The 26,439-nt window shown below is 58.4% G+C and carries 16 protein-coding genes; 4 read left to right on the top strand and 12 right to left on the bottom strand.

Annotation, left to right across the window (positions count from 1 at the left end; all coding sequences use genetic code 11):
- Positions 1-30: 30 nt before the first annotated feature.
- The 5 genes from sucC to BMZ36_RS00435 form a co-directional block, all read right to left on the bottom strand.
- Positions 31-1,197 carry an ADP-forming succinate--CoA ligase subunit beta gene (gene sucC / locus BMZ36_RS00455; RefSeq protein ID WP_091189574.1) on the bottom strand — a complete coding sequence of 389 codons (1,167 nt, stop codon included), beginning with the start codon at positions 1,195-1,197 and terminating at the stop codon, positions 31-33.
- A gap of 339 nt (positions 1,198-1,536) precedes the next feature.
- On the bottom strand, positions 1,537-2,970 hold the full coding sequence (lpdA, locus tag BMZ36_RS00450) for a dihydrolipoyl dehydrogenase (RefSeq protein ID WP_091189571.1): 1,434 nt from the start codon (positions 2,968-2,970) through the stop codon (positions 1,537-1,539).
- A 287-nt stretch (positions 2,971-3,257) separates the two neighbouring features.
- Positions 3,258-4,904, bottom strand: a complete 1,647-nt coding sequence (locus BMZ36_RS00445; RefSeq protein ID WP_091189568.1) for a hypothetical protein — start codon at positions 4,902-4,904, stop codon at positions 3,258-3,260.
- Between the two features lie 104 nt (positions 4,905-5,008).
- Complete coding sequence (gene odhB / locus BMZ36_RS00440) at positions 5,009-6,163, bottom strand: 2-oxoglutarate dehydrogenase complex dihydrolipoyllysine-residue succinyltransferase (protein WP_091189968.1); 1,155 nt, start codon at positions 6,161-6,163, stop codon at positions 5,009-5,011.
- A 314-nt stretch (positions 6,164-6,477) separates the two neighbouring features.
- On the bottom strand, positions 6,478-9,300 hold the full coding sequence (locus BMZ36_RS00435) for a 2-oxoglutarate dehydrogenase E1 component (protein ID WP_091189564.1): 2,823 nt from the start codon (positions 9,298-9,300) through the stop codon (positions 6,478-6,480).
- 162 nt (positions 9,301-9,462) lie between these two features.
- On the opposite strand from BMZ36_RS00435, the gene BMZ36_RS00430 reads away from it, so the two are divergent.
- The 3 genes from BMZ36_RS00430 to BMZ36_RS00420 are packed head-to-tail and all read left to right on the top strand — an operon-like array spanning position 9,463 to position 14,528.
- Positions 9,463-11,121, top strand: a complete 1,659-nt coding sequence (locus BMZ36_RS00430; RefSeq protein ID WP_177187709.1) for a GGDEF domain-containing response regulator — start codon at positions 9,463-9,465, stop codon at positions 11,119-11,121.
- A 22-nt stretch (positions 11,122-11,143) separates the two neighbouring features.
- Positions 11,144-13,588: a hybrid sensor histidine kinase/response regulator gene (locus tag BMZ36_RS00425; RefSeq protein ID WP_091189561.1), complete on the top strand. Its 2,445-nt coding sequence runs from the start codon at positions 11,144-11,146 to the stop codon at positions 13,586-13,588.
- A gap of 10 nt (positions 13,589-13,598) precedes the next feature.
- A complete protein-coding gene (locus BMZ36_RS00420) occupies positions 13,599-14,528 on the top strand; it encodes a diguanylate cyclase (protein ID WP_091189558.1) in 930 nt (309 codons plus the stop codon).
- 6 nt (positions 14,529-14,534) lie between these two features.
- Here the strand turns inward: BMZ36_RS00420 and BMZ36_RS00415 are convergent, their stop codons facing one another.
- The 7 genes from BMZ36_RS00415 to recC all read right to left on the bottom strand — a co-directional run bounded on the left by BMZ36_RS00415 (position 14,535) and on the right by recC (position 25,822).
- Positions 14,535-15,128, bottom strand: coding sequence for a GGDEF domain-containing protein (locus BMZ36_RS00415; RefSeq protein ID WP_091189555.1), 594 nt, complete (start codon positions 15,126-15,128; stop codon positions 14,535-14,537).
- Between the two features lie 12 nt (positions 15,129-15,140).
- Positions 15,141-15,998 (bottom strand): PDC sensor domain-containing protein, encoded by an 858-nt coding sequence (locus tag BMZ36_RS00410; RefSeq protein ID WP_143085930.1) that lies wholly within the window; start codon positions 15,996-15,998, stop codon positions 15,141-15,143.
- A gap of 157 nt (positions 15,999-16,155) precedes the next feature.
- Entirely contained in the window at positions 16,156-19,785 is a 3,630-nt protein-coding gene (recB, locus tag BMZ36_RS00405) for an exodeoxyribonuclease V subunit beta (protein ID WP_091189549.1), read from the bottom strand.
- 218 nt (positions 19,786-20,003) lie between these two features.
- Complete coding sequence (locus tag BMZ36_RS00400; protein ID WP_143085929.1) at positions 20,004-21,536, bottom strand: tetratricopeptide repeat protein; 1,533 nt, start codon at positions 21,534-21,536, stop codon at positions 20,004-20,006.
- A gap of 176 nt (positions 21,537-21,712) precedes the next feature.
- On the bottom strand, positions 21,713-22,147 hold the full coding sequence (locus tag BMZ36_RS00395; RefSeq protein ID WP_091189544.1) for a putative toxin-antitoxin system toxin component, PIN family: 435 nt from the start codon (positions 22,145-22,147) through the stop codon (positions 21,713-21,715).
- Positions 22,148-22,149: 2 nt separating this feature from the next.
- Positions 22,150-22,440: a type II toxin-antitoxin system Phd/YefM family antitoxin gene (locus BMZ36_RS00390; protein ID WP_091189542.1), complete on the bottom strand. Its 291-nt coding sequence runs from the start codon at positions 22,438-22,440 to the stop codon at positions 22,150-22,152.
- Between the two features lie 229 nt (positions 22,441-22,669).
- Complete coding sequence (gene recC, locus BMZ36_RS00385; protein ID WP_091189540.1) at positions 22,670-25,822, bottom strand: exodeoxyribonuclease V subunit gamma; 3,153 nt, start codon at positions 25,820-25,822, stop codon at positions 22,670-22,672.
- Positions 25,823-25,961: 139 nt separating this feature from the next.
- Here recC and mscL point away from each other — a divergent pair, with 139 nt between their 5' ends.
- Positions 25,962-26,393 carry a large conductance mechanosensitive channel protein MscL gene (mscL, locus tag BMZ36_RS00380; RefSeq protein WP_091189537.1) on the top strand — a complete coding sequence of 144 codons (432 nt, stop codon included), beginning with the start codon at positions 25,962-25,964 and terminating at the stop codon, positions 26,391-26,393.
- Positions 26,394-26,439 lie beyond the last annotated feature (46 nt).

Here is a 26,439-nt window from a genome sequence, read left to right as displayed (position 1 = left end):
TGTGTCTCTGTGGTTCAGAGTTTCTTTCGATCAGGCTGCCACAGCCGCGACAATCTTTTCCGCCGCATCGTTGAGCCCTTGCGCCGGGATCAGTTGCAGACCGGATTCGGAGAGAATCTGTATACCGAGGTCGGCATTGTTGCCTTCGAGGCGCACGACCACCGGCACGGTGACGCCCACTTCGCGCACCGCCGCGACAATCGCTTCGGCGATCATGTCGCAACGCACGATGCCGCCGAAGATGTTGATCAGCACGCCCTTGACCGAATCATCGGCCAGGATCAGCTTGAAGGCACCGATGACCTTTTCCTTGTTCGAACCGCCGCCCACGTCGAGGAAGTTGGCCGGGCTGCCGCCCTTGAGTTTGATGATGTCCATGGTCGCCATCGCCAGCCCGGCGCCGTTGACCATGCAGCCGATATTGCCGTCGAGCGCCACGTAGTTGAGGTCAAACTCGGAGGCTTTGACCTCGCGCTCGTTTTCCTGGCTCTTGTCGCGCAGCGCCACGAGATCGGCGTGGCGGTAGAGCGCGTTGGCGTCGATGTTGATCTTGGCATCGACACACATCAGTTGACCGTCCTTGAGTACGGCGAGCGGGTTGACTTCGAACAGCGCAAAGTCGTTCTCGATGAACGCCTTGTAGGCGCCGAGCATGAGCTTTTCAAACTGCTTGATCTGGTCGCCCTTGAGGCCGAGTGCAAACGCCGCATCGCGCGTCTGGAACGGCTGCATGCCGACCAGCGGATCGACCTCGATCTTGATGATTTTCTCGGGGGTATTCTGTGCGACCTCTTCGATCTCTACACCGCCCTCGGTCGAGGCCATGAACACCACGCGCTGGCTGGCGCGATCGACCACCGCGCCGAGATACAGTTCGCGCTCGACCGGATAGATGTTGCCGACCAGCAGCACGCTGTTCACCGGCTGGCCTTGCGCATCGGTCTGGTAGGTCACGAGATTCGTGCCCAGCAGCGCGCGAGCCAGATCGGCGGCTTCCTGCGCCGATTTCACCACCTTCACGCCCCCGGCCTTGCCCCGGCCACCGGCATGCACCTGCGCCTTGAGCACAGCGCTGGGTTTACCCAGCTTGTTGAATGCGGTTGCAGCTTCTTCCGGCGTAGTCGCCAGTTCACCCTGATCCACAGGCAGGCCGTACTTCGCCAGCAGGGCCTTGGCCTGGTACTCGTGCAAATTCATGTATCTTCCTCATTGGTAGGGCAGGTTCGCGAAGCAACCCGCCGGGAACAACCTTAAACCCCAAATTCTCACCACAGAGCCACTGAGATGGGGAGAAATTCACCCCGGAAATGCATTGGCACCGGGCTGGTTCCTTCCCCCTTGCAGGGGGAAGGTCAGGATGGGGGTAGCGTCATGGAATTCCATCTTTTCTACCCCCACCCTAGCCCTCCCCCTGCAAGGGGGAGGGAACAAAAACCCAATCAAATCATCAGGTCTGACGCCGAGTACACTATGCGCAACAACCTGATTTTCTCTGTGTACTCTGTGCTTCTGTGGTTAAACCGTTTTGTACAAAGCTCAAGAATGCAGCCCGCGCTTGTCGCAACCCAGCGCAGCCTCATGCAGCGCCTCAGAGAGCGACGGATGCGCATGAACGATGCGCGCGATGTCCTCACTCGAAGCCTTGAACTCCATCGCCACCACCGCTTCGGCAATCAATTCGCTCGCCATCGGCCCGATGGCATGCACGCCCAGAATCCGGTCGGTTTTGGCACAGGCCAGCATCTTCACGAATCCGGCGGATTCGCCCAGCGCCAGCGCACGACCATTGGCGGCAAAGGGGAATTGCCCCTTTTTGTAGTCCACGCCTTCGGCCTGCAACTGCTGTTCGGTCTTGCCGACCCAGGCAATTTCCGGGCTGGTGTACATCACCCAAGGAATGCAACTGAAATCCACGTGCGGCTTTTGGCCGGCGATGCGTTCGGCCACCGCCACGCCTTCTTCGCTGGCCCGGTGCGCGAGCATCGGCCCCGGTGTCACATCGCCTATCGCCCACACATCGGGCAGGCTGGTGCGGCCCGTTTCATCGACCACAACAAAGCCGCGCTCGTCACGCTGAAGCGCCACGCCATCGGCCAGCAGCCCTTCCACGTTCGGCGCGCGGCCTACGCAAACCAGTAGTTTATCAAAGGTTGCGGTCTGTTCCCCGTCCTTCGCACTTTTCCAGTGCACAATTACCTCTTCCTGCCCGGCCTTGACCGACTGGATTTCGACCCCGGTCTGGATTTTCAGCCCATGATCGCGGGTAAATAGCCGCAGCGCCTCACGCGCCACCGCCTGATCGGCTGCGGGCAGGAAAGCCGGCATGGCTTCGAGCAAGGTCACCTCCGCACCCAGCCGCCGCCAGACCGAACCCAGCTCCAACCCGATCACTCCCGCGCCGATCACGCCGAGCCGCGCAGGGACAGCATCGAGCGCCAGCGCGCCGGCATTGTCCAGCACCCGAACGTTGTCGATCTCCACGCCGGGCAGCATGCGCGGCTTTGAGCCCGTCGCCAGAATCACATGCCGGGCGGCGGCCACTTCGCGGGCTTCGTCGCAATTGACCTCGACCTGCCACACCTCCCCTTCCCGCCCCAGCATCCGGCCATGGCCATGCAGGCTGGTTATCTTGTTCTTCTTGAAGAGAAACGCGATGCCTTGCGTGAGCTTGGTTACGATCTCGTTCTTGCGCGCCTGCATCTGCCCGGCATCGAAACGCAGCCCGTCCACGGCAATACCATGCGCCGCGAACCCGTGCGCCGCACGCGCAAAGTTTTCCGAAGATTCAAGCAGCGCCTTGGAAGGAATGCAGCCGACGTTGAGGCAAGTCCCGCCCAGACTCGGCTGACCGGCTGGATTCTTGAATTCATCCACACAGGCAACCTTGAAGCCCAATTGCGCAGCGCGGATCGCCGCCACATAACCGCCGGGGCCGGCGCCGATGACCAGAACATCGAAATTTTGAGGCATGGTTTTTCCTGTGAACTCGGAAACACTTTCGGAACATTGTTCCCTCCCCATTTCAGGGGGAGGGTTAGGGTGGGGGTGAATTCTGAATAATTCAGCAAAGAATCAAGCCATTCACCCTCACCCCAGCCCTCTCCCTGGAAGGGAGAGGGGGTTGGATTGGCCAAGCGGATCGGAAAAGCTCGGAAAGAGCGCCTTCCGACATATAGTAGCAACAACTAAAAATCAAACATACGTCGAAAGGCGCTTCGCTTTTCCGGCCCACTTCAGCTCGCCGCATTCAAATTAGGTCAATTAAAATCGGAACAAGACCTTTCCGAATACTCACCACTTTTATGAGAAGGCTTGGTAATTTTTGCTGTCGCAATACCTTTACCTCCACCTACGATTATCCCTTGAAATTTCTCGTCATAACATCCACCACCAAAAAGGCCCAATACACGGCCTTCACACATTTTAGCTGTCCAGGATACCAATTTACCCGGGTACAAACGCCCACATTCCTGCGCCAATCTGGCGGCATATTCTCTTTCTTGTTTGGCACTCTGATCGCGCTCCCGTTTCTGTGCGGCTGATATTTTCTGACGCGCTTTCGGCACCAACTTTTCAGGATCATTGTTTTTGTAGCGCTCTACAAATGCCGACAGATCACTGCTGCTTGAAGCATTCTTGAACGCAGTTCGATATGCCTCGCGCTCTTCTTTTGCACGCTTGATTGCAGCAAGGCGCTCTTGCTCCCGTTCGTACTTCTGAGCCGCTGGAATTTTCTTACGTGCCTGTGGCACCAGACCATCCGGGTCGTTATCTTTGTATTTCTCGATAAAGCCATTCAGCTCACTACTACTAGCTGCATTACGGAATTCCGCACGATAAGGCTCGCGCACCATATCTTCACAAGCATTTTTATTTTCACATGCCATGATAAATGCGTTGTTTTTAAATATGCCTCTTTCTTCAAAGTAAGAGAACCCCTCTTCCATTTTCCACTTGCCTTTATTCGATCGTTCCTTTCCAACATAGGCGCCATGCGGCACACGTAACGTACCAAATCCAGTCCGCTTACCATCAATAAACTCACCAGTATAGGTAATTCCGTTTTTCCAAGTAGAAGTACCATTACCTGCGAACCTTCCATCTACAAAATTACCCTCATAACGCATGCCACTTACGGCAGTATAAATACCTTTCCCGGTGCGCTTACCATTTACAAAATCACCTTCGTAGCGATTGCCATCTTTCCATGTAAAAATACCTTTCCCATGAAAAATCTCATCCACAAAATCACCTTCATAGCGATTACCATTTGTAGAAACAAAAATACCTTTACCTGTAAACTTCCCTTTTACGAAATCACCTTCGTAGCGTCCACCATTTTTCCATGTATAGATACCTTTTCCATGGAACTCCCCGTCTACAAAATCACCTTCGTAGTGGCTGCCACTTGCAAAAGTGTAAATGCCTTTACCAGTTTTTTTGTCCTTTATAAAATTCCCTTCATAGCGATCGCCATCTTTCGATGTAAAAACACCTTTTCCATGGAAATACCCATCAACAAAATCACCTTCATAACGGCTACCACTTTCAAAAACATACACACCCTTACCTGTGCGTTTACCCTTTACGAAATCACCTTCATAACGTCCGCCACTTGGGAAATAAAAAACACCTTTTCCATCAAATTTACCATCAACAATTTTCCCCTCATACTTCCCATCTGGAACACCATTCTCAAACCACTGCAAGCTTCCCTCTCCAGATGCAATGCCTTTATCACAATTACCCGGCCATAAAGAAATTGTCGTTCCTTTTTTCAAAGGGTAATCACTCCAAACCTTGCACCCCTTGGCATCGGCAATCCACTCCCCCGCCCAAGCCCCCTGCGCCAGCAGCCCACCAGCCAGCAACAGCCCCAAACTCATTCCGCGCCAAGTTTTCATGCTTTTCTCCAGAACAGAATCAATCACAAATTTTGATTACCAAATATCACTGAAACAATTCACCCTCACCCCGGCCCTCTCCTTGGAAGGGAGAGGGGGTTGGGTCAGACGTCCAGCAACAGCCGCGTCGGGTCTTCGATGGCTTCCTTGATCGCTACCAGGCTCAACACTGCTTCGCGGCCATCGATCAGGCGGTGGTCGTAGGATTGCGCGAGGTACATCATGGGGCGGGCGACGATCTGGCCGTCTTCGACGATGGGGCGGTCCTTGATCGCGTGCATGCCGAGGATGGCGGCTTGCGGGGGGTTGATGATCGGGGTGGACATCAGCGAGCCATAGGGGCCGCCGTTGGAGATGGTGTAGGTGCCGCCAGTCAATTCTTCGACGGTCAGGCGGCCGTCCTGCGCGCGCTTGCCGAAGTCGGCGATCTGGCGCTCGATATCCGCCAGGCTCAACAGATCGGCATTGCGGATGATCGGCACCACCAGCCCGCGCGGGCTGCCGACCGCGACGCCGATGTCGTAGTAGCCGTGGTAGACGATGTCGCTGCCGTCGATCGAGGCGTTGACCACCGGATACTTGCGCAGCGCCTGCACCACGGCCTTGACGAAGAAGGACATGAAGCCGAGGCGCACGCCGTGGTCTTTCTCGAATTTGTCCTTGTACTTGTTGCGCAGGTCCATCACCGGCTGCATGTTCACTTCGTTGAAGGTGGTGAGGATGGCGTTTTCGGCTTGCGACTGGATCAGGCGTTCGGCCACGCGCTGGCGCAAACGGCTCATCGGCACGCGCTGTTCAGGGCGGTCGCCGGCCACGGTTTGCGGCATGGGAGCTGCAACCGGCGCCGCCGGCTTGGCCGCATGCGCGGCGACGTCTTCCTTGAGTACGCGCCCGCCGCGCCCACTGCCGGCCACCTCATTCAGGTTCACGCCGGTTTCGGCGGCCAGTTTCTTTGCTGCCGGCATCGCGATGGTTTCGCTCTTTTGTTCTGCGCTTTGCTTCGGCGATGCGCTGGCCGTAGCGGCCACGTCGATTCTGGCAATCACATCGAGGCTCGTCACCGTATCGCCCTGCTGGTGCACAACCTCGACCAGCACGCCGGATTGTGGCGCGCAGACTTCCAGCACCACCTTGTCGGTTTCGATGTCGATCAGGTTCTCGTCGCGCTCGACCGCCTCGCCGACCTGTTTTTTCCAGTCGAGCAGCGTGGCTTCGCTTACGGATTCAGGCAACTGCGGTACTTTCACTTCTACGATCATGTCTCGCTCCATTTTTTGTTCGTCATTCCGGGCTTGAACCGGAATCCAGCCGCAGGATTCCGGATTCAACGCTTTGCATGAACAACGAAAATTTATTCAATCAGTATCGGTGCTGGATACCGGCCTTCGCCGGTATGACGGCCATTTCCACCCGGACTATTCATTGGGCTCTTTATCCCCTCCCCCTTGCAGGGGGAGGGCTAGGGAGAGGGTAGAAATGGTGAAATTCCACGACTCTACCCCCATCCTGACCTTCCCCCTGCGAGGGGGAAGGAGCAAGCTCGGCTCTAAATGAAGTTATCCGGGCTCAAATCTCACTTATCCAAATCAACACTCATCGCCTCATCCAGAAACGCCTTGAGCTGCGCGTTGTGCTTGGCCATGCTGCCCACGGCGGGTGAGGCCGAATCCGGACGGCCGGCGTAACGCAGCGTTTGCCCCGGCAGCAGGCATTCCTCCAGCCGGTGGCGAATCTGGAACCACGCGCCCTGGTTGTGCGGTTCTTCCTGCACCCACATCACTTCTTGCGCGCCGGCATATTGCGCCAGCTCCGCCTGCAGTTCAGGCGTGGGGAAGGGGTACAGTTGTTCGAGGCGCACGATGGCGATTTCGTCGTTGCCGCGCTCCTTGCGCGCGTTGGCCAAGTCGTAATAGACCTGCCCGGCGCAGAGGATCACCCGCTTCACGCCAGCCGGATCGGGCTTGGCCGGGTCGCCGATCACCAGGCGGAAACCGCCGCTGGCGAAATCCCCGATCGGGCTCATCGAATCCTTGTAGCGCAGCAGGCGCTTGGACATGATGACCACCAGCGGCTTGCGCACCGGGCGCAGGATCTGGCGGCGCAGCACGTGGAACATCTGCGCGGCCTCCGACATCATCACCACCTGGATATTGTGCTCGGCGCAAAGCTGCAGGTAACGCTCGACGCGCGCCGAGGAGTGCTCCGGCCCCTGCCCGTCGTAGCCGTGCGGCAAGAGCATGACGAGCCCGCACAGGCGCCCCCACTTGGCCTCGCCCGCGGCGATGAACTGGTCGATGACGACCTGCGCGCCGTTGGCGAAGTCGCCAAACTGCGCCTCCCAGATCACCAGCTCATCCGGCGCGCTGGTGGCGTAGCCGTATTCGTAGGCCAGCACCGCCTCCTCGTTGAGGATCGAGTCGATGACGATGAAGTGCGCCTGTTTTTCCGAGAGATGCTCCAGCGGCACATAGGCGCCCTGGTCCCATTTCTCGCGGTTCTGGTCGTGCAGCACGGCGTGGCGGTGGCTGAACGTGCCGCGCCCGGCATCCTCGCCGGACAGCCGCACACCGTAGCCTTCCTTGAGCAGCGTGGCATAGGCCAGATGCTCGGCCATGCCCCAGTCCACCGGCAGGTTGCCGCGTACCATTTCGCTGCGGTCGACCAGCAGTTTCTCTACTGCGTTGCGCAGCTTGAAGCCTTCCGGGTTGCGCGTGAACTTGTCGGCAAGGCGGATCAGGTCGGTTTGCGGCACGGCGGTTTCGACCGAATGCCGCCAGTCCGCTCCAATGAAGCGGTCGAAATTCGCCGAGAACTTGCGCCGGTAGCCACTCAGTGCGGTCAGTTCGACATGTTCGCCGCGATCCAGCGCGGCGCGGTAGACATCAATCATCGCCTTCGCGCCGGCCTCAGTCACCACGCCTTCGGCCACCAGCCGCTCGGCGTAACGGCTGCGCACTCCGGGGTGCGCGGCGATTTTCTTGTACATCATCGGCTGGGTCACGAACGGATCGTCGGCCTCGTTGTGCCCGTGACGGCGGAAGCAGACCAGATCGATCACCACGTCCTTGCGGAACTTCATGCGGTATTCCAGCGCGGCCTGCAACACGAGGCACAGCGCTTCCGGATCGTCGCCGTTCACGTGGAAGATCGGCGCTTCGATCATCTTGGCAATGTCGGTGCAATAGATGCTGGAGCGCGCATCGCGCAGGTCGGAAGTCGTGAAGCCGATCTGGTTGTTGACCACCAGATGCAGCGTGCCGCCGGTGCGGTAGCCGCGCGTCTGCGAGAGGTTGAACGTGCCCTGGTTGGTGCCGAGCCCGATGAAGGCGGCATCGCCGTGGATCAGCACCGACATCACGTCGCTGCCGTCGTGGTCGCCGCGGCGCTGCTGGCGGGCGCGGGTAGAGCCTTCCACGACCGGGTTGACGATTTCGAGATGCGAAGGGTTGAAAGCAAGACTCAGGTGCATCGAGCCGTGGCTGGTCGCGATGTCCGACGAGAAGCCCATGTGGTACTTCACGTCGCCGGCGGACAACCGGGTGTCGGTTTTACCCTCGAACTCGCTGAAAAGGTCGCGCGGCTGTTTGCCCAGAAGATTGACCAGCACGTTGAGCCGGCCCCGGTGCGCCATGCCGATCACGATTTCCTGCAAGCCCTGCGCCGCCGAAGCGTGGATCAGCGAATCGAGGCCGGCGATCAGCGAATCGCCGCCTTCGAGCGAGAAGCGCTTCTGGCCGACGTATTTCTTGTGCAGGTACTGTTCCAGCGTTTCGGCGGCAGTAACCTGCTTGAGGATGCGAAGCTTCTTTTCTTTCGGGAAGGCTGGCGTGGAACGGCGGTCTTCGAACCAGTCCTGCACCCAGCGCCGCTGCTCGGAATGCGTGATGTGCATGAATTCCAGGCCGATGTTGCCGCAATAGGTCTGCTTGAGAAAGGCCATGACCTTGGCGAGCGAAGCCTGCTCCATGCTGGTGATATTGGTGCCGAACACCACGGCGGCATCGGCATCGCTCAGACCGTGAAAAGCCGGGGTGAGCTCGGGAATGCGTGTCTGGTCCATGCGCCGCAACGGATCGAGCGTCGCCTGGCGGCAGCCCAGCGCCCGGTAGGCATTGATCATGCGCAACAGACTGATCTGCTTGCGCGTGGATTCCGGCGTTTCGCTGCGCTGGGTGGCCAGGCGCGGCTGCTTGGCGAGTTCCCGGAACGAGGCTTCGACCGGCGCACGCGGAATGTCGCGCCCGATCTGCGAAGTGGCCTGTTGCAGCGAATCGAAATATTCGCGCCAGACGGGGGCCACGGATTTGGGATTGATCAGGTACTGCTCGTAGAGTTCCTCCACGAACGGCGCATTCCCGCCAAACAGGTAGGAATTCGCCTCGAATTCTTTCATCATCGCCGTCGCTGCTCCTTGTCTGCCGCAGAGAGTCCCATTCTACCCATAGGCTCCCAGGTTCTGTTGACGTTGGCACAAAAAACACGCTTTACCTTCATCGCAAGCATTGTTCCCCGGATTGGATTCCGTGATAATAAAAAACCACTCATCAACGCATTGGTAATGTCCATGCCGGCCCGTGACGAGATCAAGAATCGCATCCATGTTTTGCGCACTCGCTGGGAAAGCTACGTTGCCGACGGAACATTCGACCAGTTCATCGAATTCACGGTCGCGATCAACAGCCTCGCCGAACATTTCAACCGCATGCGTTTGCCGGGTCTGGTTCGCATTTGCGAAGGTCTGGAAAAAGCCGCCCTCACCTATCTGGGCACACCGGCCTCGCACCCTCTCGGCCAGCAAGTCATTGCCGCCCTGCAACGCCAGGTCGATACGCTGGCCGGGGCCATCGCCAATTCGCAACCCAAACTGCAAAAACGCCGCGCAGACGATGCCCCTCGGGAAACACCGGACGCCGAATGGGTCAAACCGCGTTCCGTGTGGTTGATCGTGGCACCCGAAATGCAGTCCATGGCCGATGCGCTGACGCGGCAAATGGGCTTTTTCGGTTTCAAGACACTGGCCTTGCCCTGGGGCGGGGCCAAACCGGACGACGACATGCCGCTTGCGGTCATTTTCATCCCGGCCCCCGACACCACCAGCGCAGCAGAACACGCTTACATCGCCAAAGTCCGCACCCGTTGCGCGGCCAGCCAGTTGATCTATCTGGGCGCGCCTTCGGATATCGAAGCCATCGTGGAGCTGATGCGCGCCGGGCTTGATGTCACGCTACCGCAAGAAGAAGGCGCCTCGACGGTACTCAGTTGCGTGCTGGATCTGGTCCAGAACCACGAACCGGACAAATACCGCGTGCTGGTCGTCGAAGATTCCCGCGTCGCCGCGACCCTGATCCAGCGCACGCTGGCCGAGCACAATCTGGACAGCCAGGTCGTCCTCGATCCGCGCAAGCTGCTTGAAGAAGTCGAATCCTACCGCCCGGATCTGATCCTCATGGACATGCACATGCCGCGCTTCAACGGCGTGGAAGCCACCCGCGTGCTGCGCCAGATGGCCGCCTACAAATCGCTGCCCATCGTCTATCTCTCCGGCGAAGCCGATATCGGCATGCAGGTCGAAGCCCTGCGTTTGGGAGGGGACCAGTTCCTGAGCAAACCGTTCAACCCGGTACTGCTGACTGCTGTCGTCAAAACCAAGATCGAGCGCTTCCGCGAAATGCAACGCTCAACGCGCGTCGACGGCCTGACCGGGCTGATGAACCACACCGCAGCCAAATCGTTGCTGAAATCGATGATGGAAAGGTGCGAGCCGACCGATTCGCTGACCGTAGCCATGATCGATATCGACCATTTCAAATCGATCAACGATACCTACGGGCATCCGGTTGGCGACCAGGTAATCCGTAGTCTCGCGTGGCTGCTCAAGGGACGACTGCGTTCGACCGATCTGATCGGCCGCTATGGCGGGGAAGAATTCCTGATCGCCCTGCCCGGGATCGCGCCACAACAAGCCCTGCAGGTCATCGACCGCATCCGCAACGATTTCTCCATCCTGCCCCATGCACACCCGAGCGGCACGCTGTTCGCCTCTTTCAGTGCCGGCGTCGCAGCCTGGCCGAACTTCGATACCGCCGCCAGCCTGACCGAAGCGGCAGATCATGCCCTGCTACAAGCAAAACGTTACGGTCGCAATCGAGTTGAAAGCAGCGAAAACCTGTTCACGATGTATCGTGAAAAAGAACCAGAAGTGCAACAGCACCACTGACACACTCAGCTGCAGGTGATTCATGCGCCCCATTCTGGCTCAAGCATTTACGCGTATCGAGCACCTTGTAGACAGGCTTACCCCGCTTGACGCGGAGCAGAGCGAACACGCCCAGGCGAGGAATCGCCTGCTTGTCTATATCGGCCTGATCACACCCGTTTTTTCCTTTTCCTACCTGCTGATTTCCTGGGCCATCGATTTTACTGTCGGCATCTGGTTGCAATCCGCTTGTTTCATCCTGCTGGTTGCCCTTCTGCGTTTTTTCAGCAAATACGGCGCTTTCCGGCTTTGCGCCAACCTTTATCTGGCCTGCTGTTTCCTGGTTTCCATTGCGGGCTGCGCTTTTTTCACTGGCGGCATCTATTCGATGGTCTTCCCGTGGTTCGCCCTGACACCGATCACCGGCATCCTCCTGCTCGGCTACGGCAGGGATACCCTGCTATGGTGCCTGACCTGCTGCAGCGTAGCCCTGGGATTCGGCTTGGCGAGGATATCCGGCTATGAGTTTCCCGTGTGGTACAACACGGACTACACCCCCTTTTTCAATACCCTTTGCGTCAGCGGTCTGGTCCTGATCATCTTTTTCATCGCAATGGCTTTCGACCACAACCGGGGTCTGAGCCTGAAAAAAATCATGGAGCAAAACGAAGCACTGTCGCAGGCGCGGGAACAGGCCGAAATCGCCAACCGCCACAAGAGCGAGTTTCTGGCCAACATGAGCCACGAAATCCGCACACCGATGAATGCCATCATCGGTTTCACCGGTCTCTGCCTTAAAACCGAAACCACCGCGAAACAGCACGATTATCTGACCAAGATCGACACATCGGCCCAATCCCTGCTGCAGGTTGTCAATGACATTCTGGATTTCTCCAAGATCGAAGCCGGCAAGCTCTTCATGGAGAAGGCAGTATTCGACCTGAAAGAGATCATCGGCAACACCGCCTCGCTTGTCGCCGTGAAAGCCGAAGAAAAAAATCTGGAAATCGTTTCCTCCATTGCTCCCGATGTTCCGCTCAATCTGGTTGGCGATCCGCTCAGGTTAAGCCAGACACTCATCAATCTGGCCGACAATGCCGTCAAATTCACCCACTCCGGGAATATCCTGATCGAAACAACGCTCGAAGGAAAAACCGCACAGTCCTGCACCTTGCGCTTCACGGTCAGCGATACGGGAATCGGCATGGATGAAACCCAGCTATCCCGAATCTTTGCCCCCTTCAGCCAGGCTGACACCTCGATCAGCCGCCGATACGGCGGCACCGGCTTGGGCTTGTCGATCACCCGGCATCTGGTAGAGATGATGGGGGGCGAAATTTCCGTCCGAAGCCAGGCAGGCAAAGGCTCGACCTTCAGCTTTACCGCGCATTTTGGTTTGAGTTCGGGAATGGAGTCGGCCTTGCCGACGGCAAGCGCGCCGGTCGAATCCAGCGCTGCATTGCTTGAAAAAATCCGTGGTGCTCGTGTTTTGCTGACCGAAGACAACCCGCTGAACCAGCAAATCGCCACAGAGCTACTGGAAGCAGCCGGCCTACAAGTGGACATTGCCAACAACGGACAGGAGGCCATCGAAGCCACAAAGCAACAGACCTACGAACTTGTCTTCATGGATATCCAGATGCCCGGAATGGGGGGCTATGAGGCCACAGCCCGCATCCGGCAGGCGCTCCCCGAGCTTCCAATCATCGCGCTCACCGCACATGCGATGAACGGAATTCGTGAGGAATGCCTGGCAGCGGGCATGAGCGACTACCTCAGCAAACCCATCGATCCGCAAAAGCTCCATACCCTGCTGGCAACCTGGATCCAGCCACGATCCCGCGTACTGCCATACCAGCAAGAACGCCGCCGCGCTTACTCCACGGCGACCTTGCCCGATACGCTACCGGGGTTCGACCTGGCATCGGGATTGATGCGGCTAAACGGCAAACGCGGCCTGTACCGGCAATTGATCCTGGAGTTCACCGGTCGCTACGCCCATGCTGCCGGTGAGTTGCGCAAGCTGCAGGCAGAAGGCAAACACGGGGCTACGGAAGAACTCGCCCATGCCATCAAAGGCATCGCCGGCAACCTGGCCGCACATCGTGTATTCGATTTGTGCACAAAGATCGAAGACAAGGCCAGAAGCGGTCTTATACTGGAAAATGAATTGTTGAATGATCTGGACGCGGCCTTGAGGGAAACACTGGAAAGCGCCGAAAGCTTGAGAACGCCTTTGAGCAAACAGGAAACCGCATCGCTCTCCGAACCGGCGCATACGGCCGTTCTGCTCCGGCTCATGCATGATCTGGCTACGCTGATCCGGCGCGACGATCCGCAAGCCGAAGCCCACCTGGAAACATTGGTCGCACGGTATCCTGATATCACCCGATCCGATAATTTCCGGCTACTGCAAAACCATCTGCGTGATTTTGATTTCGATGCCGCCTTGTCCGTTCTGGAGCGGCTGGCCAAAGAGTTCGAATAAGGAAATCGCAATGGATACGGGATCTCAGCGACAAACCATCCTGATCGTTGACGATGAGCCCGCCAACATCCGCATCCTGGTGGAACTGCTCAAGGACAGCTATGACCTGCGAACAGCCACCAATGGCGAAAAAGCCATTGCCATCGCCAGCTCGGACGATCAGCCCGATCTGATCCTGCTGGATATCATGATGCCCGGCATCAACGGTTATGAAACCTGCCGTCGCTTGAAGGCCGACGAGCGAACCAGCCACATTCCCGTCTTTTTCATCACCAGCCGCAACAACGAACAGGATGAACTGGAAGGGCTTCGGATCGGCGCGGTGGACTACATCACCAAACCCTTCAGTCCGGCAATCATCCGCGCACGGGTACGCACCCACGCCAAGCTGGCACGATTTCAGGGGATTCTTGAGCAACAATCCTATACCGATGGGTTGACCGGCTGCGCCAATCGCCGTCGCCTGGAAGAGTATCTGGCAACAGCTTGGGTATCTGCCTGCCGCGAAGGCGCGAGTCTTGCCTGCATCATGATCGATCTCGATCATTTCAAGGCATTCAACGATTTCTACGGCCACCTTGCTGGTGACGACTGCCTGCGACAGGTTGCCCATGCGCTGCAGGGCCAGATGCAACGAAAAACCGACATCGTGGCCCGTTACGGCGGCGAAGAGTTTTGCTGCCTACTGCCCGGCACCGATCTCGAAGGCGCAAGCCTCATGGCACACAAGCTCCATGAAGCCGTGCTCGCGCTGCAGATTCCCCATGAAGAATCCAGCGCCGGGCTGATCGTCAGCATCAGTCTTGGCGTTGCGGCCCGGCAGGCACAAACAGGAATCGAACCGGATTCACTCGTCAAGGCTGCCGATATGGCTCTATATGCAGCCAAAACATCGGGACGGAACCGGATTTGTTTGGACGAAACTGGCCTGCAGTCATGACACGGATTACGTTTCAACCCGGTTTCTGCCGCCATTCTTGGCCCGGTATAGCGCCTGATCGGCGCGATTGAGCAGCGTTTGCCAGTTGGTATCCAGTTCGGTCAGGGATGCGACACCGATGCTGACCGTCACTTGCTTGCAGCAGCTTTGACTGTACACCGCCAGCTCCTCGGTCAATTTGCGCAAGCGATTGGCCACCTCGACAGCGGATTGCGCATCGGCCTCCGGCAGCAGCACACAGAACTCTTCGCCCCCCAGGCGGCCTAGATAATCGTGCCCGCGCAGGGCTTTTGCCCAGGTTTCTGCGCAGGAGGAGAGCACCAAATCGCCCACGCCATGCCCGCAGACATCGTTGATATGCTTGAAACTGTCGATATCGAGCATCAGCACGGACAGCACTTCGTTTTGGCGCTTGGCACGCGCAAATTCACGCTCGGCGTGTTCGAAAAACACCCGCCGGGTCATGACCTGCGTCAGGTCGTCGATCGATGCCATTCTTTCAAGATCATTCCGGGCCTTCAGCAAGGATTTTTGCGTCCGTGAAATCAGCACGGCAAAACCAGATACCGCCAGGGTAATCGCCAGAATGCTGCCGAACACGATACGCCGCGCCTAGTAATAATTTCCCAGCGCCTCATCCAGCCCACGCGTCACAACCACGCTCAAAGGCACCCCATCCAGGCGTTCCAAACTGACGATGCGCTTCACGCCATCCGTTCTGATGCTGTCGCTGATGTAGCTTCCCTTGCCCTTTTTAAAGAGTTCATCAAAACCGGGCATCTCGTTGAAATTGAGGCTCAAATAGTGCGGATCAAACGGTGCACGTGAAAGCAAAGTACCGTCATCCCTCAGCACCAGGATGCTGCCCGGAGAAGGAAAGCGCCAACGGTTGTGCGGCTCGACCAGACGATCCAGCTCTACGACCGCAAAAACCACATGCAAGCCGGCAACCGGCTTTTGCATTCGCCATGAAACGGGAATTCCCCATTTGCCGGTCACCCGGCTCAGCACCGGATCGCCAATGTGCAATTTTCTCGGCCCGGCGCTCAACTGCGCCCGGTAGTAGGCACGATCACTGACATCTGCCAGCGCCTGACGTTGTGGATTGGGGATGTAATACAGCTTGCCATCGGTGGAAACCATGCGGATATCCAACAGCCCGTCCGATATGGTCCGCAGATCGTTGATCATGTCCACAAAAACGGGGTCATTCAAAGGATCGTTGCCTTTGTAGGTTCGCAGCCAATAATCCACCACGTGCAGATCGGCTTCGATGGCCTTGAACAGCGCCAGGGTATGCTGGCTCACCATGCCGTTCATCTGTTCCAGTTCGCGCGTGCTGCTGGAGATCAGGCGATCCTTGTACACAGCAGAAAACGCCAGTGCCAATACCCATAGCGTTGCCAGAGCCAGGCCAACTATCGACCACAGCCCTTTTTGCAATACGCTGGAAACCCAGCGAATCGGCACCGTCCGCACGCTACAAGCCCTCTCGTATTTTCTGCTGTGTGTTGCTGACCGCCTCAGGAAGCATGGACTATGGATTCGGTCCGCTTGCGTTTGAACTCGTCACCCGGCGCAGGCATGACGGCAAAATCCCCATGCGTTCATATTTCTCACGGGAGATTTAATTCGATTGTAGAACACCGCCACATAACAACAGACCCATCTCCGCGATCAGCCCCCGTTGAGCCCGCCCGAACCACACACCGGTTGCCGAACTGTCCGGCTGCATTCCGCGCAGGAAGAGGTAATAACTGCCGCCAAAATGCGTGTCATAGTCGTAACCCCGCACGCGCCGCGCCAGATAGCGGTCAAGCGCCAGCGTGTAGATCAGCGCCTGCAGGTAGTAGTGATGCTGCGCCATCGCGGCTTCAAGCTGCGGCGCGGCGTAATCGGCGAACGACGGGCCGAGCCAGTTCGATTTCCAATCCAGCAGGTAATAGCGCCCCTCGTACTGGAACACCAGATCGACAAAGCCTTTCATGAACCCGGCCATGATGTCGGCATCGAGATGGCGCGCCGCCTCGACAAACGCCGCCGGTTGCCCGAATCGCGCCAGCAGCGCCGGCAGTTCGTTCATGCGGGCGGCATGCAGCGGGAAGGTGAATTCCAGCTCGGCACGGCGCGCGGCGGTGGGCAGGCCGCACAGGCGCAAATCGCCCCCGTCGAGCGGCGCGGCGAGCGTGGTTTCCAGCATCTGCGCAACCACCGGCTGCCAGTGCACGCCGATGCCATGACGCACGAGTTGCCGTTCCACCAGCCCCGCCACGCCCAGCCCGGCCGGGGCGATGGCCCAGTCTTCCATGATCGCGTGCAGGCAGGTTCCGGCCACGTTGGCCGGCACTTCGCCCTGCGGAAAGGTGAACACCGTGCGCGCGGATTCCACCGGCTGCGGGGCTGCGGCGCGCGCATCGTGGTCGGGGCGCTCGGTTTCCCGCTCCCGCCCGCTGGTCAGGCGGCTGAAGCTCGACAGCCGCCAGGCTGAATGCAAGGTGCGGTGGAATTGGGCGCAGGACAGTTGCGGGGGCGAAAAACCGGATGCGGGCTGCTCATCGCCTCCCCCTTCATCAAAGGGGGAACGCCCAATTTCGGCATCCGCTTCCAACATCGTCACCGCCACACTCCCCGGCGCAGCTGCGATCAGCGTCTTCAAATCGGCCAGCAGATCGGCGCTTGTCATGCTTGATAGCCGCTGGCGCAAACCGCCGACAGAGCCGCTGCCGTGCAGCAGCCACGCCAGCGCCGAGGTATGCAAGCCTTCCTCGCCCTTGGCCGACTCGCCGGCGCGGTCGATCAGGCCCCAATGGATCACCAGCCGGCTCTTGGCGCGGGTCAGTGCCACGTACAAGAGACGCAGCTTTTCCGCGAGCGTTTCTTGCCGGTAGCGTTCCATGCGCTCGTCGTGATCGGGCGAGCCGAAGTCGAGCCACACCCGCCCTTCCTCGTCATGGCAACGCGCGGCCTTCTCGCCCTGCTGCAGCAAGCGGCCATTCCACAACCACGGGCAGAACACCACCGGGTATTCCAGCCCTTTCGAGGCATGGATGGTGACGATCTTCACGCGCTCGGCATCGCTGGGCAGGCGCAGCAGCGCGGCATCGCCTTCCGCGCCCGGATCAGCCAGCCGTTTTTCGTACCACGCCATGAGCGCAGCCATGCCGTGCTGGGTGCGGCTGGCGGTCTGCATCAGCTCCGCCAGATGTTGCAGATTGGTCAGGCGCCGCTCGCCGCCCGGCAGGGCCAAGAGGCGCGGTGCCACGGTCAGGCCGTCCGGCCCGGCGGCATCGAGCCAGGCGCGGAACATCACAACGAAACCGCGCGTCTGCCACAGCTCATGCCAGCGCGCGAATGCCTGCAGGATTGATTCCCACCCCGCATCGTCCTGCTCCAGCACCACGAGTTCTGCCGCGCCATAGCCCATGCAAAGCGAGGTGAGCGCGGCGCGGATCGCGGCCTCGTCGCGCGGGTTGGCCATCGCCACCAGCACCCGCAGCCAGTCACCCGCCTCGTCACTGGCAAAAACGCTCTCGCGCGTCTGGCGCACGGCGGGAACGTGAATGGCGGCGAGCGCGGCTTCCATCGCCGCCGCTTCGGTGTGGGTATTGGCCAGCACGGCAATATCACCGGGTTGCAGACGGCGGCGCGCGCCGTCCCCTTCCAGTTCCGCGCCTGCCAGCAATTGCACGATTTCCGCTGCCGTAGCGGCAATCACGGCTTGAGCGGCCTCGGTCTTGCCCCAGGGCTTTTCGCCCTTCTCGGCCACCTGCGCCGGCAACATGCGGAACTGGATCGGCGCGGGGTTCTCAACCGAAACCAGCGCCAGCTTGCCGCGTGCGCCGACCGGCTCGTAGTCGATCTCCTCGATGAACGCGTTCGACTGTCGCGCGAACAGCGCGTTGATGCCGTCGATCAGCGGCGGCACCGAGCGGTAATTGGTATCGAGCACATATTTTTGCTCGGCCTGCCGCCCGGCCTTGAGATAGGTAAAGAGATCCGCGCCGCGGAAGCGGTAGATCGCCTGCTTGGGGTCGCCCACCAGCACCAGCGGCAGCCCGCCATCGGCAAACAGGCTGCGGAACACGTCCCACTGCACCGGATCGGTATCCTGAAATTCGTCGATCAGCGCCACGCGGTAACGCTGCCGCACCGCCGCCTGCAACGCCGCCGCGCCCGGCCCCTGCAAGGCTGCTGCCAGGCGGGTCAGCAGATCGTCGAAGCCATCCACACCCTGCTCGACCTTGCGCTTGGCCAGTTCCGCGTCGATCTCGCGCACCAGCCAGTGGTTAAGCGCAGCGAGCCGGGCTTGCAGCGACTGCTTCAGCGCCTCCAGCGCCGTGGCGGCGGCCTCAACCTCGCAGAACAGCGGGTTCTCCGGCGGAATGCCGCCCTTGGTCACCCCGGCTGCGAGCGCCGTGGCGGTGAGTTTTTCCAGCGCCTTCCCCCCTCCCGCCGGCATCGGATCGGCTACGGCCAGTTCATGCAGTTCTTCAAACCAGCCGGGAATGTTGTCCTTCTTGTAGGTACGGCCGTTGAGCTTGGGGTGATCGAGCAATTCCTGCAACGCCGCCGCGCCGTGTTCGGCCAGCGCGCTTTGCAAACCCAACCGCGCCCGCCGCCAGTCTGCGGCCACCCCGGCCAGATCGGACACTTCACTCTCCGGATAATGCAGGTAAGGCTTGCCCAGATGCGGCTGCACGCGCTTGGCCCACGCCGCCGGGCTTTCTTTCTGGCTCAATAGATACGCCACCCAGAGCGGGTCGGCTGCGTGCATTTCCCGCCGCCAGCAATCGGCCGCCGCCGCATGCAACAGGTCGTCCAGATCGGCGACCAGCTCCGGATCGAAATCGCTGCCCGCCTCGAACGCGGCCTCGGCCAGCACGCGCTGGCAGAAGCCGTGGATGGTGTAGATCGCCGCCTCGTCGAACGCCGCCACGGCACGGGTCAGGCGGGCAATGGCCAGCTCGCGCCCTTCGGCAAAACGCGCCACGAAATCGCGGCAAAAATCATCCTCGCTGCCGCCCTCTTCAAACGCCGCCAGCAACAGCGCGAGCCGCTTGCGCAACCGGTCACGCAACTCGGCGGTCGCCGCGCGGGTATAGGTCACCACCAGCAACTGCTCGACCGGCACCGCCTCTTCCAGAATCAGGCGCACATACAGCCCGGCAATCGTCCAGGTCTTGCCCGTTCCGGCACTGGCTTCGATCAGGCGGATGCCGGTCAGCGGCAGCGTGTAGAGGTTGAGTTTTTCGGTCATGGCCTGCGGTTATTTTTCTGTGGGAGCGGCTGCAAACCGCGAAAATCAACGTAAGGCGGATTCGCAAAGCAATCCGCCGGGCAAGGTTCAATCAATATGGCGATGGCGGAATGTCGCTATCGCGCCGATTCTGCCTCACGGGTTATTTTCACGACACATGCAACAATTTTTATATTGCAATTTTTGTTGCACATTACTTATAACCAATATAAATCACCCTATCGACTTTCTTCAAACTTCTTTACGGCAGGCAAAACACCATTACAGTAAATAGTACAATTTTTCTTTACATAATCAAATGAATATCCAATTTCAGAAGCCCTATTAAAAAGTTTCATGGCGACCTCCCTATTGCCAGCTTTCTCCTCTATGGAGGCTTTAACCAGATAAGCCAAACTAGTGTCGGCTCGTGCAACTCCATAATCCATTTGTTTTAATGCGCGCTCTCCATACTGGATGGCAGCATCTACGTCATGTTTTCTATACAGAAGAAACGATGCATAGTTACCAAGAACCCAAGCACTATTCGGGTTTTTATATACACTCTCCTTATGCACCTCATCCTTCTGTTTAATACTGGATTCTCTTCCTCCAACATAAAAATTATCAGCCATTAATTCAGACGCATAAACCGGATATTTCTTACCCATATCAGAAAGAATATCTAATGATTTTGCATAATCACCAAAAGAATATTCTATTACAAATTTCCAATAATAAAAATCCACACTTGAATTACCAGCACTCTCCAACTCACCAATTATTCTTTTCGCACCATCACGATCATCTCTACTAAGACATATTTTCACCAACAAAAACATTGCTTCATCACGAATTTTTGCATTTGATTTTATGCGATTTAGCACACCCTCCGCATGTTTAGCGGAATCTGCATCATATCTACTTACACCGCCCCTGTTAACAAGATAGCCATTAGCCAAGATCAGCTTGGCATAAGTCAAATCAACATCCCCACGTCCAGGAGTCTCTTTTTTCTGCCGCTCAAGTATTGCGTTGGCATATACAAGCATGTCATGCCTTCCCTCATACGAGGAAATAAGCCTATTTGCAAGAGCAAGTCTATCTTGCGGTCGTTTTATATTTAAAAAAACAACATCAACAACACCACGCTCGATCCCTATATTATTGTTTTTTGAATATTTGCTAATGTATCCTATAGCAGATGAAATTGATTTTGCTGCCCCCCCGGGCGCAACCAGACCTTTTTTTGCATACTCCACCCCTTTATCTGCATGTCCCGTTAGCGCCATCAAGGTTGCATAATTTATGTAAAGCCACGGATCTGAAGTTTTTAAAGACTCGGCCTTACCCAGCATTTCATATGCCTTTGGGAAATTGTATATATTGGTATACACATGACCAGCCAAAACATATGCCTTGGCATATTTTGGATTTTTTTTCTGAACATCAAGAAGAATACGCAAAGCCTCTTCGTTTGCCTTTTTAAAATCCCCTCCTCGCATCGCACCATTCATAATAATCAGCCTTGATTTTTCAATGTATATCGGCAAAAAATTAGGGGCCAATTTGATAAAATCATCTATCGCCTTACTGGCAGTATCCAGCTTATTTCTCTCCCCGGCCCAACCATCCAGCGTATGTTGGGCATGAAAAAACAGCGCCTGCATACTCAGAGGTATTTTTTCAACCCGTGTTTCATATTTATTTTTTGCATTAGCAATGCAAGAAAAAAAACACAAAAACACAATAAAATTTATTACATATCTCATTTTATTAACCATCCAAAAATAACACAACGCCAATTAAAAAACGCCGCGAATTCAAAAAGTAAGTACAACTGTCAACTGGTAAATCAATTCAACGACTTACAGCAAAATTCTTGAGTCGGGGTTTTCCAGCCCAGCCGCTTTCTCGGTCGATGCTCATTACCCACCAACAGAACCAGTCACAAGCCGCCGTGACGTTCCCAGAATGCCGCTGGCGTGATGATCGGGTAGCGATCCGACAAGGCCAGCAGGTCCTTGTCGCCCGTAATGAGGTAATCCGCACCGCTCGAATGACTTGCCGCCAGCAGCGTTCCCAGCACCGGCAGATCGTTATCATCGCGAAGCTCTGGATCGGCAGCAGCGTCAGCTTCGATCACCTCGGTCTGGATAGCGAGAATATCCACCAGATCGTCGATTTCCGAGGCGGAAAGACCATGCCGACTGGCCAAGCGTGGCAACACACGTCGCAGTTCTTCAAGAATAAAGGGGGAAAGCAACACTTCTACCGAACCATGCCGCCATGCGGCCATGATCTTGCCGGGAATGCTGCCGGGGTAGGCAATGCCTGAAAACAACACATTCGTATCCAGTACCACCCGAAGCGTGTTCGACATGATCAGCGACCGGTCTTGGCTCGTTGCTGGGCGCGGTCTTCCGCAATGGCGGCTTCAATTTCGGCCATGCCTTCTTTTTCCGGAAGGCTGGCAAACCCTGCCTCGATTTTCTGGCTGAGCGCATCAAAACGCGCCTGCATGCGTCGAATCCGCTCGAACAGGCGAGCATCCACCAAAGCGGCGACAGGCTTGCCGTCCTTGTTGATCACCACGCTATCGTGCCGGTACTGAACCTGATTCAGCATTTCGCCAAGGTTCTGCCGGAAAGTCACTGCGCTGGTCTGGGTAATCATCTTTAACCTCCATCAATCATAATGATCATTATGGTCGACGCGCCCAAAAAATCAATCACGTTGAATGGTGCTTCGTGCCGATTTAGAGTCTATTCAGTAGGCGAGCGAGCCAAAGCAGGTGGCAGGAGGACGGAGCACAGGAACCGGAATGTACACGGAGTACATGAGGATTCCGAGCACCGCACGACTGCCAGATGCGAAGGTGCAGCCGCCTACTGGAATTAGACTCTTATTCTTGTGCCCCTCTTGGCCACAACTGCTCCGCCCATTCGGCAAACGCCTCTCCGAATGGCTCTTCGTCGCGCCACAGGCACTGGTGCCAGCGGTCTTCGCTTTCGCCCATTTCCCAGCCTTCACGCTTGAATTCGACCGGCTGCCATTCCTTGCGCGCGGCCTTGAGGGCGGCGTCTTCGTCCTTGCCGTCCTGAATGGCAGTGGCCCATGCGGCGCTGGATTTGGGGAAGAACGGCAGTGGCGCGTTCCAGGCGCTTTTCCATGCGGCGATCCAGTCTGCCAGTTTGGCTTGCGCATGGGGTTCCGGGGGCAGCGTCAGGGTTTCTTCCGGACCGACCAGCAGGGTTTGCAAACCAGCCCGTTCCGGCGCTGCGGCATTCAGCGCCAGATGGGCGATCCAGGCAGCGAGCAGATGGCGCGGTTTGATCGCCCCGGCAACCGGCAGCACCCGCCCTTGCGTGGTGAGATGGTCGAGGTGACCGGACAAGGTGATGCCGGCGATTTCGATACGCAGCGGTTGGGGCGGCAATGGATCGCCGGCCAAACGGGATATGGCCTCGCCCAGTCGCTGGCCGATGGCGATTTCATCCTGTGCGGCCAGTTGGCCCGGAATGCCATGCGGCAACTGGCCGGCGGCGCGCGCGTAATCGGCCACTTCGCAGCCCTGTTCGGCGGCGAGCAGGCGCAAGGCTTCGCGGGCGCGGTAGTCGATGAAAAACGGTTCGTCCTCTTCGAGTTCCTCACCCACCCACGGCAGGCGCATGCGCAGCCGCTGGCGCAGAAAAAAGCGCGAGGTATTGGCAAAGCACTGGATCAGCTCGTCGAGCGAAACGGCTTCGGGCAATTCGGTGGGGGGCAGTTCGATATTGAGTGGTGGGGCATCCTGTTCGCCTGTGACCCGTGCAGCTGCCAGCGCATGCTGATCGAAGCTCTGCGGCAAGGCGCTCGGGCGGAAATAGTCGGGGTGGAAGGCTTGCAGGCGATGTGGCTGCAGGATGCGTTCCGGCGCTTCCGGCCCGAAGCTGCGGCCGATCACGTCGAGCAAATCAGCGACCAGCACCGAAGGCGGTTGCACGCTGTTGTCGCGTGCATCGCGTCCGGTGTAGCTCAGGTACAGCCCATCGCGCGCCGAGAGCAGGGTTTCAAGGAACAGGTAGCGGTCGTCGAGCCTGCGCAGACGGTCTCCGGCGCGCGGGTGCTGCGCCATCAGGTCAAACCCCGCAGCGGGTTTGGAGCGCGGAAACGCACCATCGTTGAGTCCCAGCACGGCAATGCGGCGGAACGGCAGGCTGCGCATCGGCGTGAGCGTACAGAACGTCACCCCGCCGGACAGGAAGCCCCCCGCGCCGCCCGGTTGCTCCAGCCGTGCGGCAATTTCTTCGCGCACCCACACTGCTTGCAGTGTGCCGGAAAACCCGGCCATCTGCGCGCATTCGGCCAGATCGCCGAGTGCAGTACGCAAGGTGGCGAGTACGTCCAGCTCATCGCCCTCCCCGGCAAAGCATTCGTCCAGCAGGCCCAGCAAGGTGGCCTGCCATTGCGCCGCTGTCTGCGGGCGGGCCAGCGTGTCGGCATAACGGAACAGGGTTTCGACAAACCCGGCGAAGTAGCCCACCAGTTCATGGTCGCTCCATTGCAAACCGGGCAGCGGCGCAATGCCCTGCCACACCTGCGGCGGCGAATCGAGCAACACCACGCCGAGCAGCAGCCGGTCCAAGCCGAAGCGCCAGGTATGCAATCCTTCGTTCGGCAGACCGAGCGCGGCACGGTGCGCGGCATCGCGCCCCCAACGGATACCCGCCTGCTGAACCCAGCCGGTCAGGCGCGGCAGATCGGCTTCTTCGATACCGAACGCACGGCGCAAGGCCGGGATTTCGAGCAGGCTCATGATCTCTTCGGCGGCAAAACGGCTTTGCGGCAGGGTCAGGAGTTGCAGGAACGCGGCGAACAGCGGTTCGGCATCATGCCCGCCGCGGTCGGCAATCGCGTAGGGAATGAACGGCTCACCCTCGCGCCGCGCAAACACGGCTTCGATGTAGGGCGCATAGGTTTCGATATCCGGGCACAGCACCGCGACCTGATCGGGTTGCAACGTGGCATCGGCGGCAAAGCAGCGCAGCAGTTCGTCGCGCAGGGCTTCGACCTCGCGCTGCGGGCCATGGCAGATCGCCACGCTCAGGGAATCGTCGCCTTCCGGCAGCGGCAAGGCATCGGCCCGTTCGCGGTTGAAGCAGTCAAATACGTCTTGCTGCAGGCATTGCAGCAGCGAGCCATGCTCCGGCGGCACAAACAGGCTGTGCAACTCGCCCTGCCCGGCCAGCCGGTCGAAAAACGCCCGCCCCTGCCGGCCCATGCCCGCCAACAACGGGTTGCCGTTCTGCGCCAGTTGCAGGCGCAGGTCGTGCGGATCGATGGCATCGGCCAGCCGCGCCGGCCCACGCACGTCGCCCCAGAATTCGGCACACGGGTTGAGCGCGAAGAGGCACACGTCCATGCGCTCGGCCAGCTTTTCAAACAGATCGAAATACACCGACGGCAGGCTGGAGATGCCGAACAGCGTAATGTGCTCCGGCAGCGATTGCGCCAAGCGCGGGTGCTGGAGCAGATCGGCGAACCACGCAGCGCGGTGCTGGCCGTCTTCGGCCGACAAATCGCGCCACAGCGCCGCCTGCCAAGCCTCGTCCTCGCCCAAGTTCAGGGCTTGATTGCATTCCCACGCCGCCAGCCAGTCCGGACGGTAGACGAGGTATTGGTCGAAAATGTCGGCAATGCGGCTCGCCAACTGGTAGCGGCGCTTGGCCCCGCCTTTTTCCAGATACCCGGCCAGCCGGGGAAAAGCCGCAGCCTGCCCGTCCAGCCACGCCAGCACGCGCCAGACCAGCACCTGCGGGCTGTAACCGGAGCGCGCCGGCAAATCACCCAGCACATCGCGCATCAGCCCCCAGACGAACGAGGCCGGCAATTCAGTCTGCAAATTGGCGGCAATCCCCTGCCGCCGCGCCAGCTCGAACCCCAGCCAGCGCCCCATACCCTTGGATTGCACGATCAGGCGCTCCGGTGCCAGCACATCGGCCAGCGGCACCTCGGTGACCTGCAGCAGCAGTTCCAGCAAGACTTCAAGACGGTTGGACTGATAGAGATGGAGCATGGCAAGCCGGTAGAAAAGTCATTGCCGCCATGCTACCTGATTTGATAGAGAATTCCTGTGGCGAGCTGCCAATTCGTTGACAACCCTTCTCAGGCAGCACTACGCTCCAGCATCCACAACAAAAAAAGGAAGCGCCAACATGCTCAAGGAATTCAAGGAATTCGCCATGCGCGGCAACGTCATCGACCTCGCGGTCGGTGTGGTCATCGGCGCAGCCTTTGGCAAGATTGTCGATTCGCTGGTCAAGGATATCCTCATGCCGCCGCTGGGCCTGTTGATCGGCAAGGTGGATTTCACCAACCTGTTTTTTGTGCTGAACGACGGAAAAATCCCCGGCCCCTACGCCACCTTGGCCGAGGCCCAGAAAGCCGGCGCGGTTACGCTCAACCCCGGCATGTTCCTCAACCACCTGATCAGCTTCATGATCGTGGCCTTTGCCATCTTTCTCGTGGTCAAGGCCATCAACAAGCTCAAACGCGAAGAGGCTGCGCCCGCCCCTGCGGCCACACCGGAAGACATTGAACTGCTGCGCGAGATCCGGGATTTGCTGAAAAAACCGGGCAACAACTAAAACGATCTTGATCGATCAAAAAGGGCGGAGCACGAGCTCCGCCCTT

The sequence above is a fragment of the Formivibrio citricus genome, from assembly GCF_900115065.1.
In the GTDB taxonomy this organism is placed as follows: Bacteria; Pseudomonadota; Gammaproteobacteria; order Burkholderiales; family Chitinibacteraceae; genus Formivibrio; species Formivibrio citricus.
This window is presented reverse-complemented; position numbering and strand designations above follow the sequence as displayed.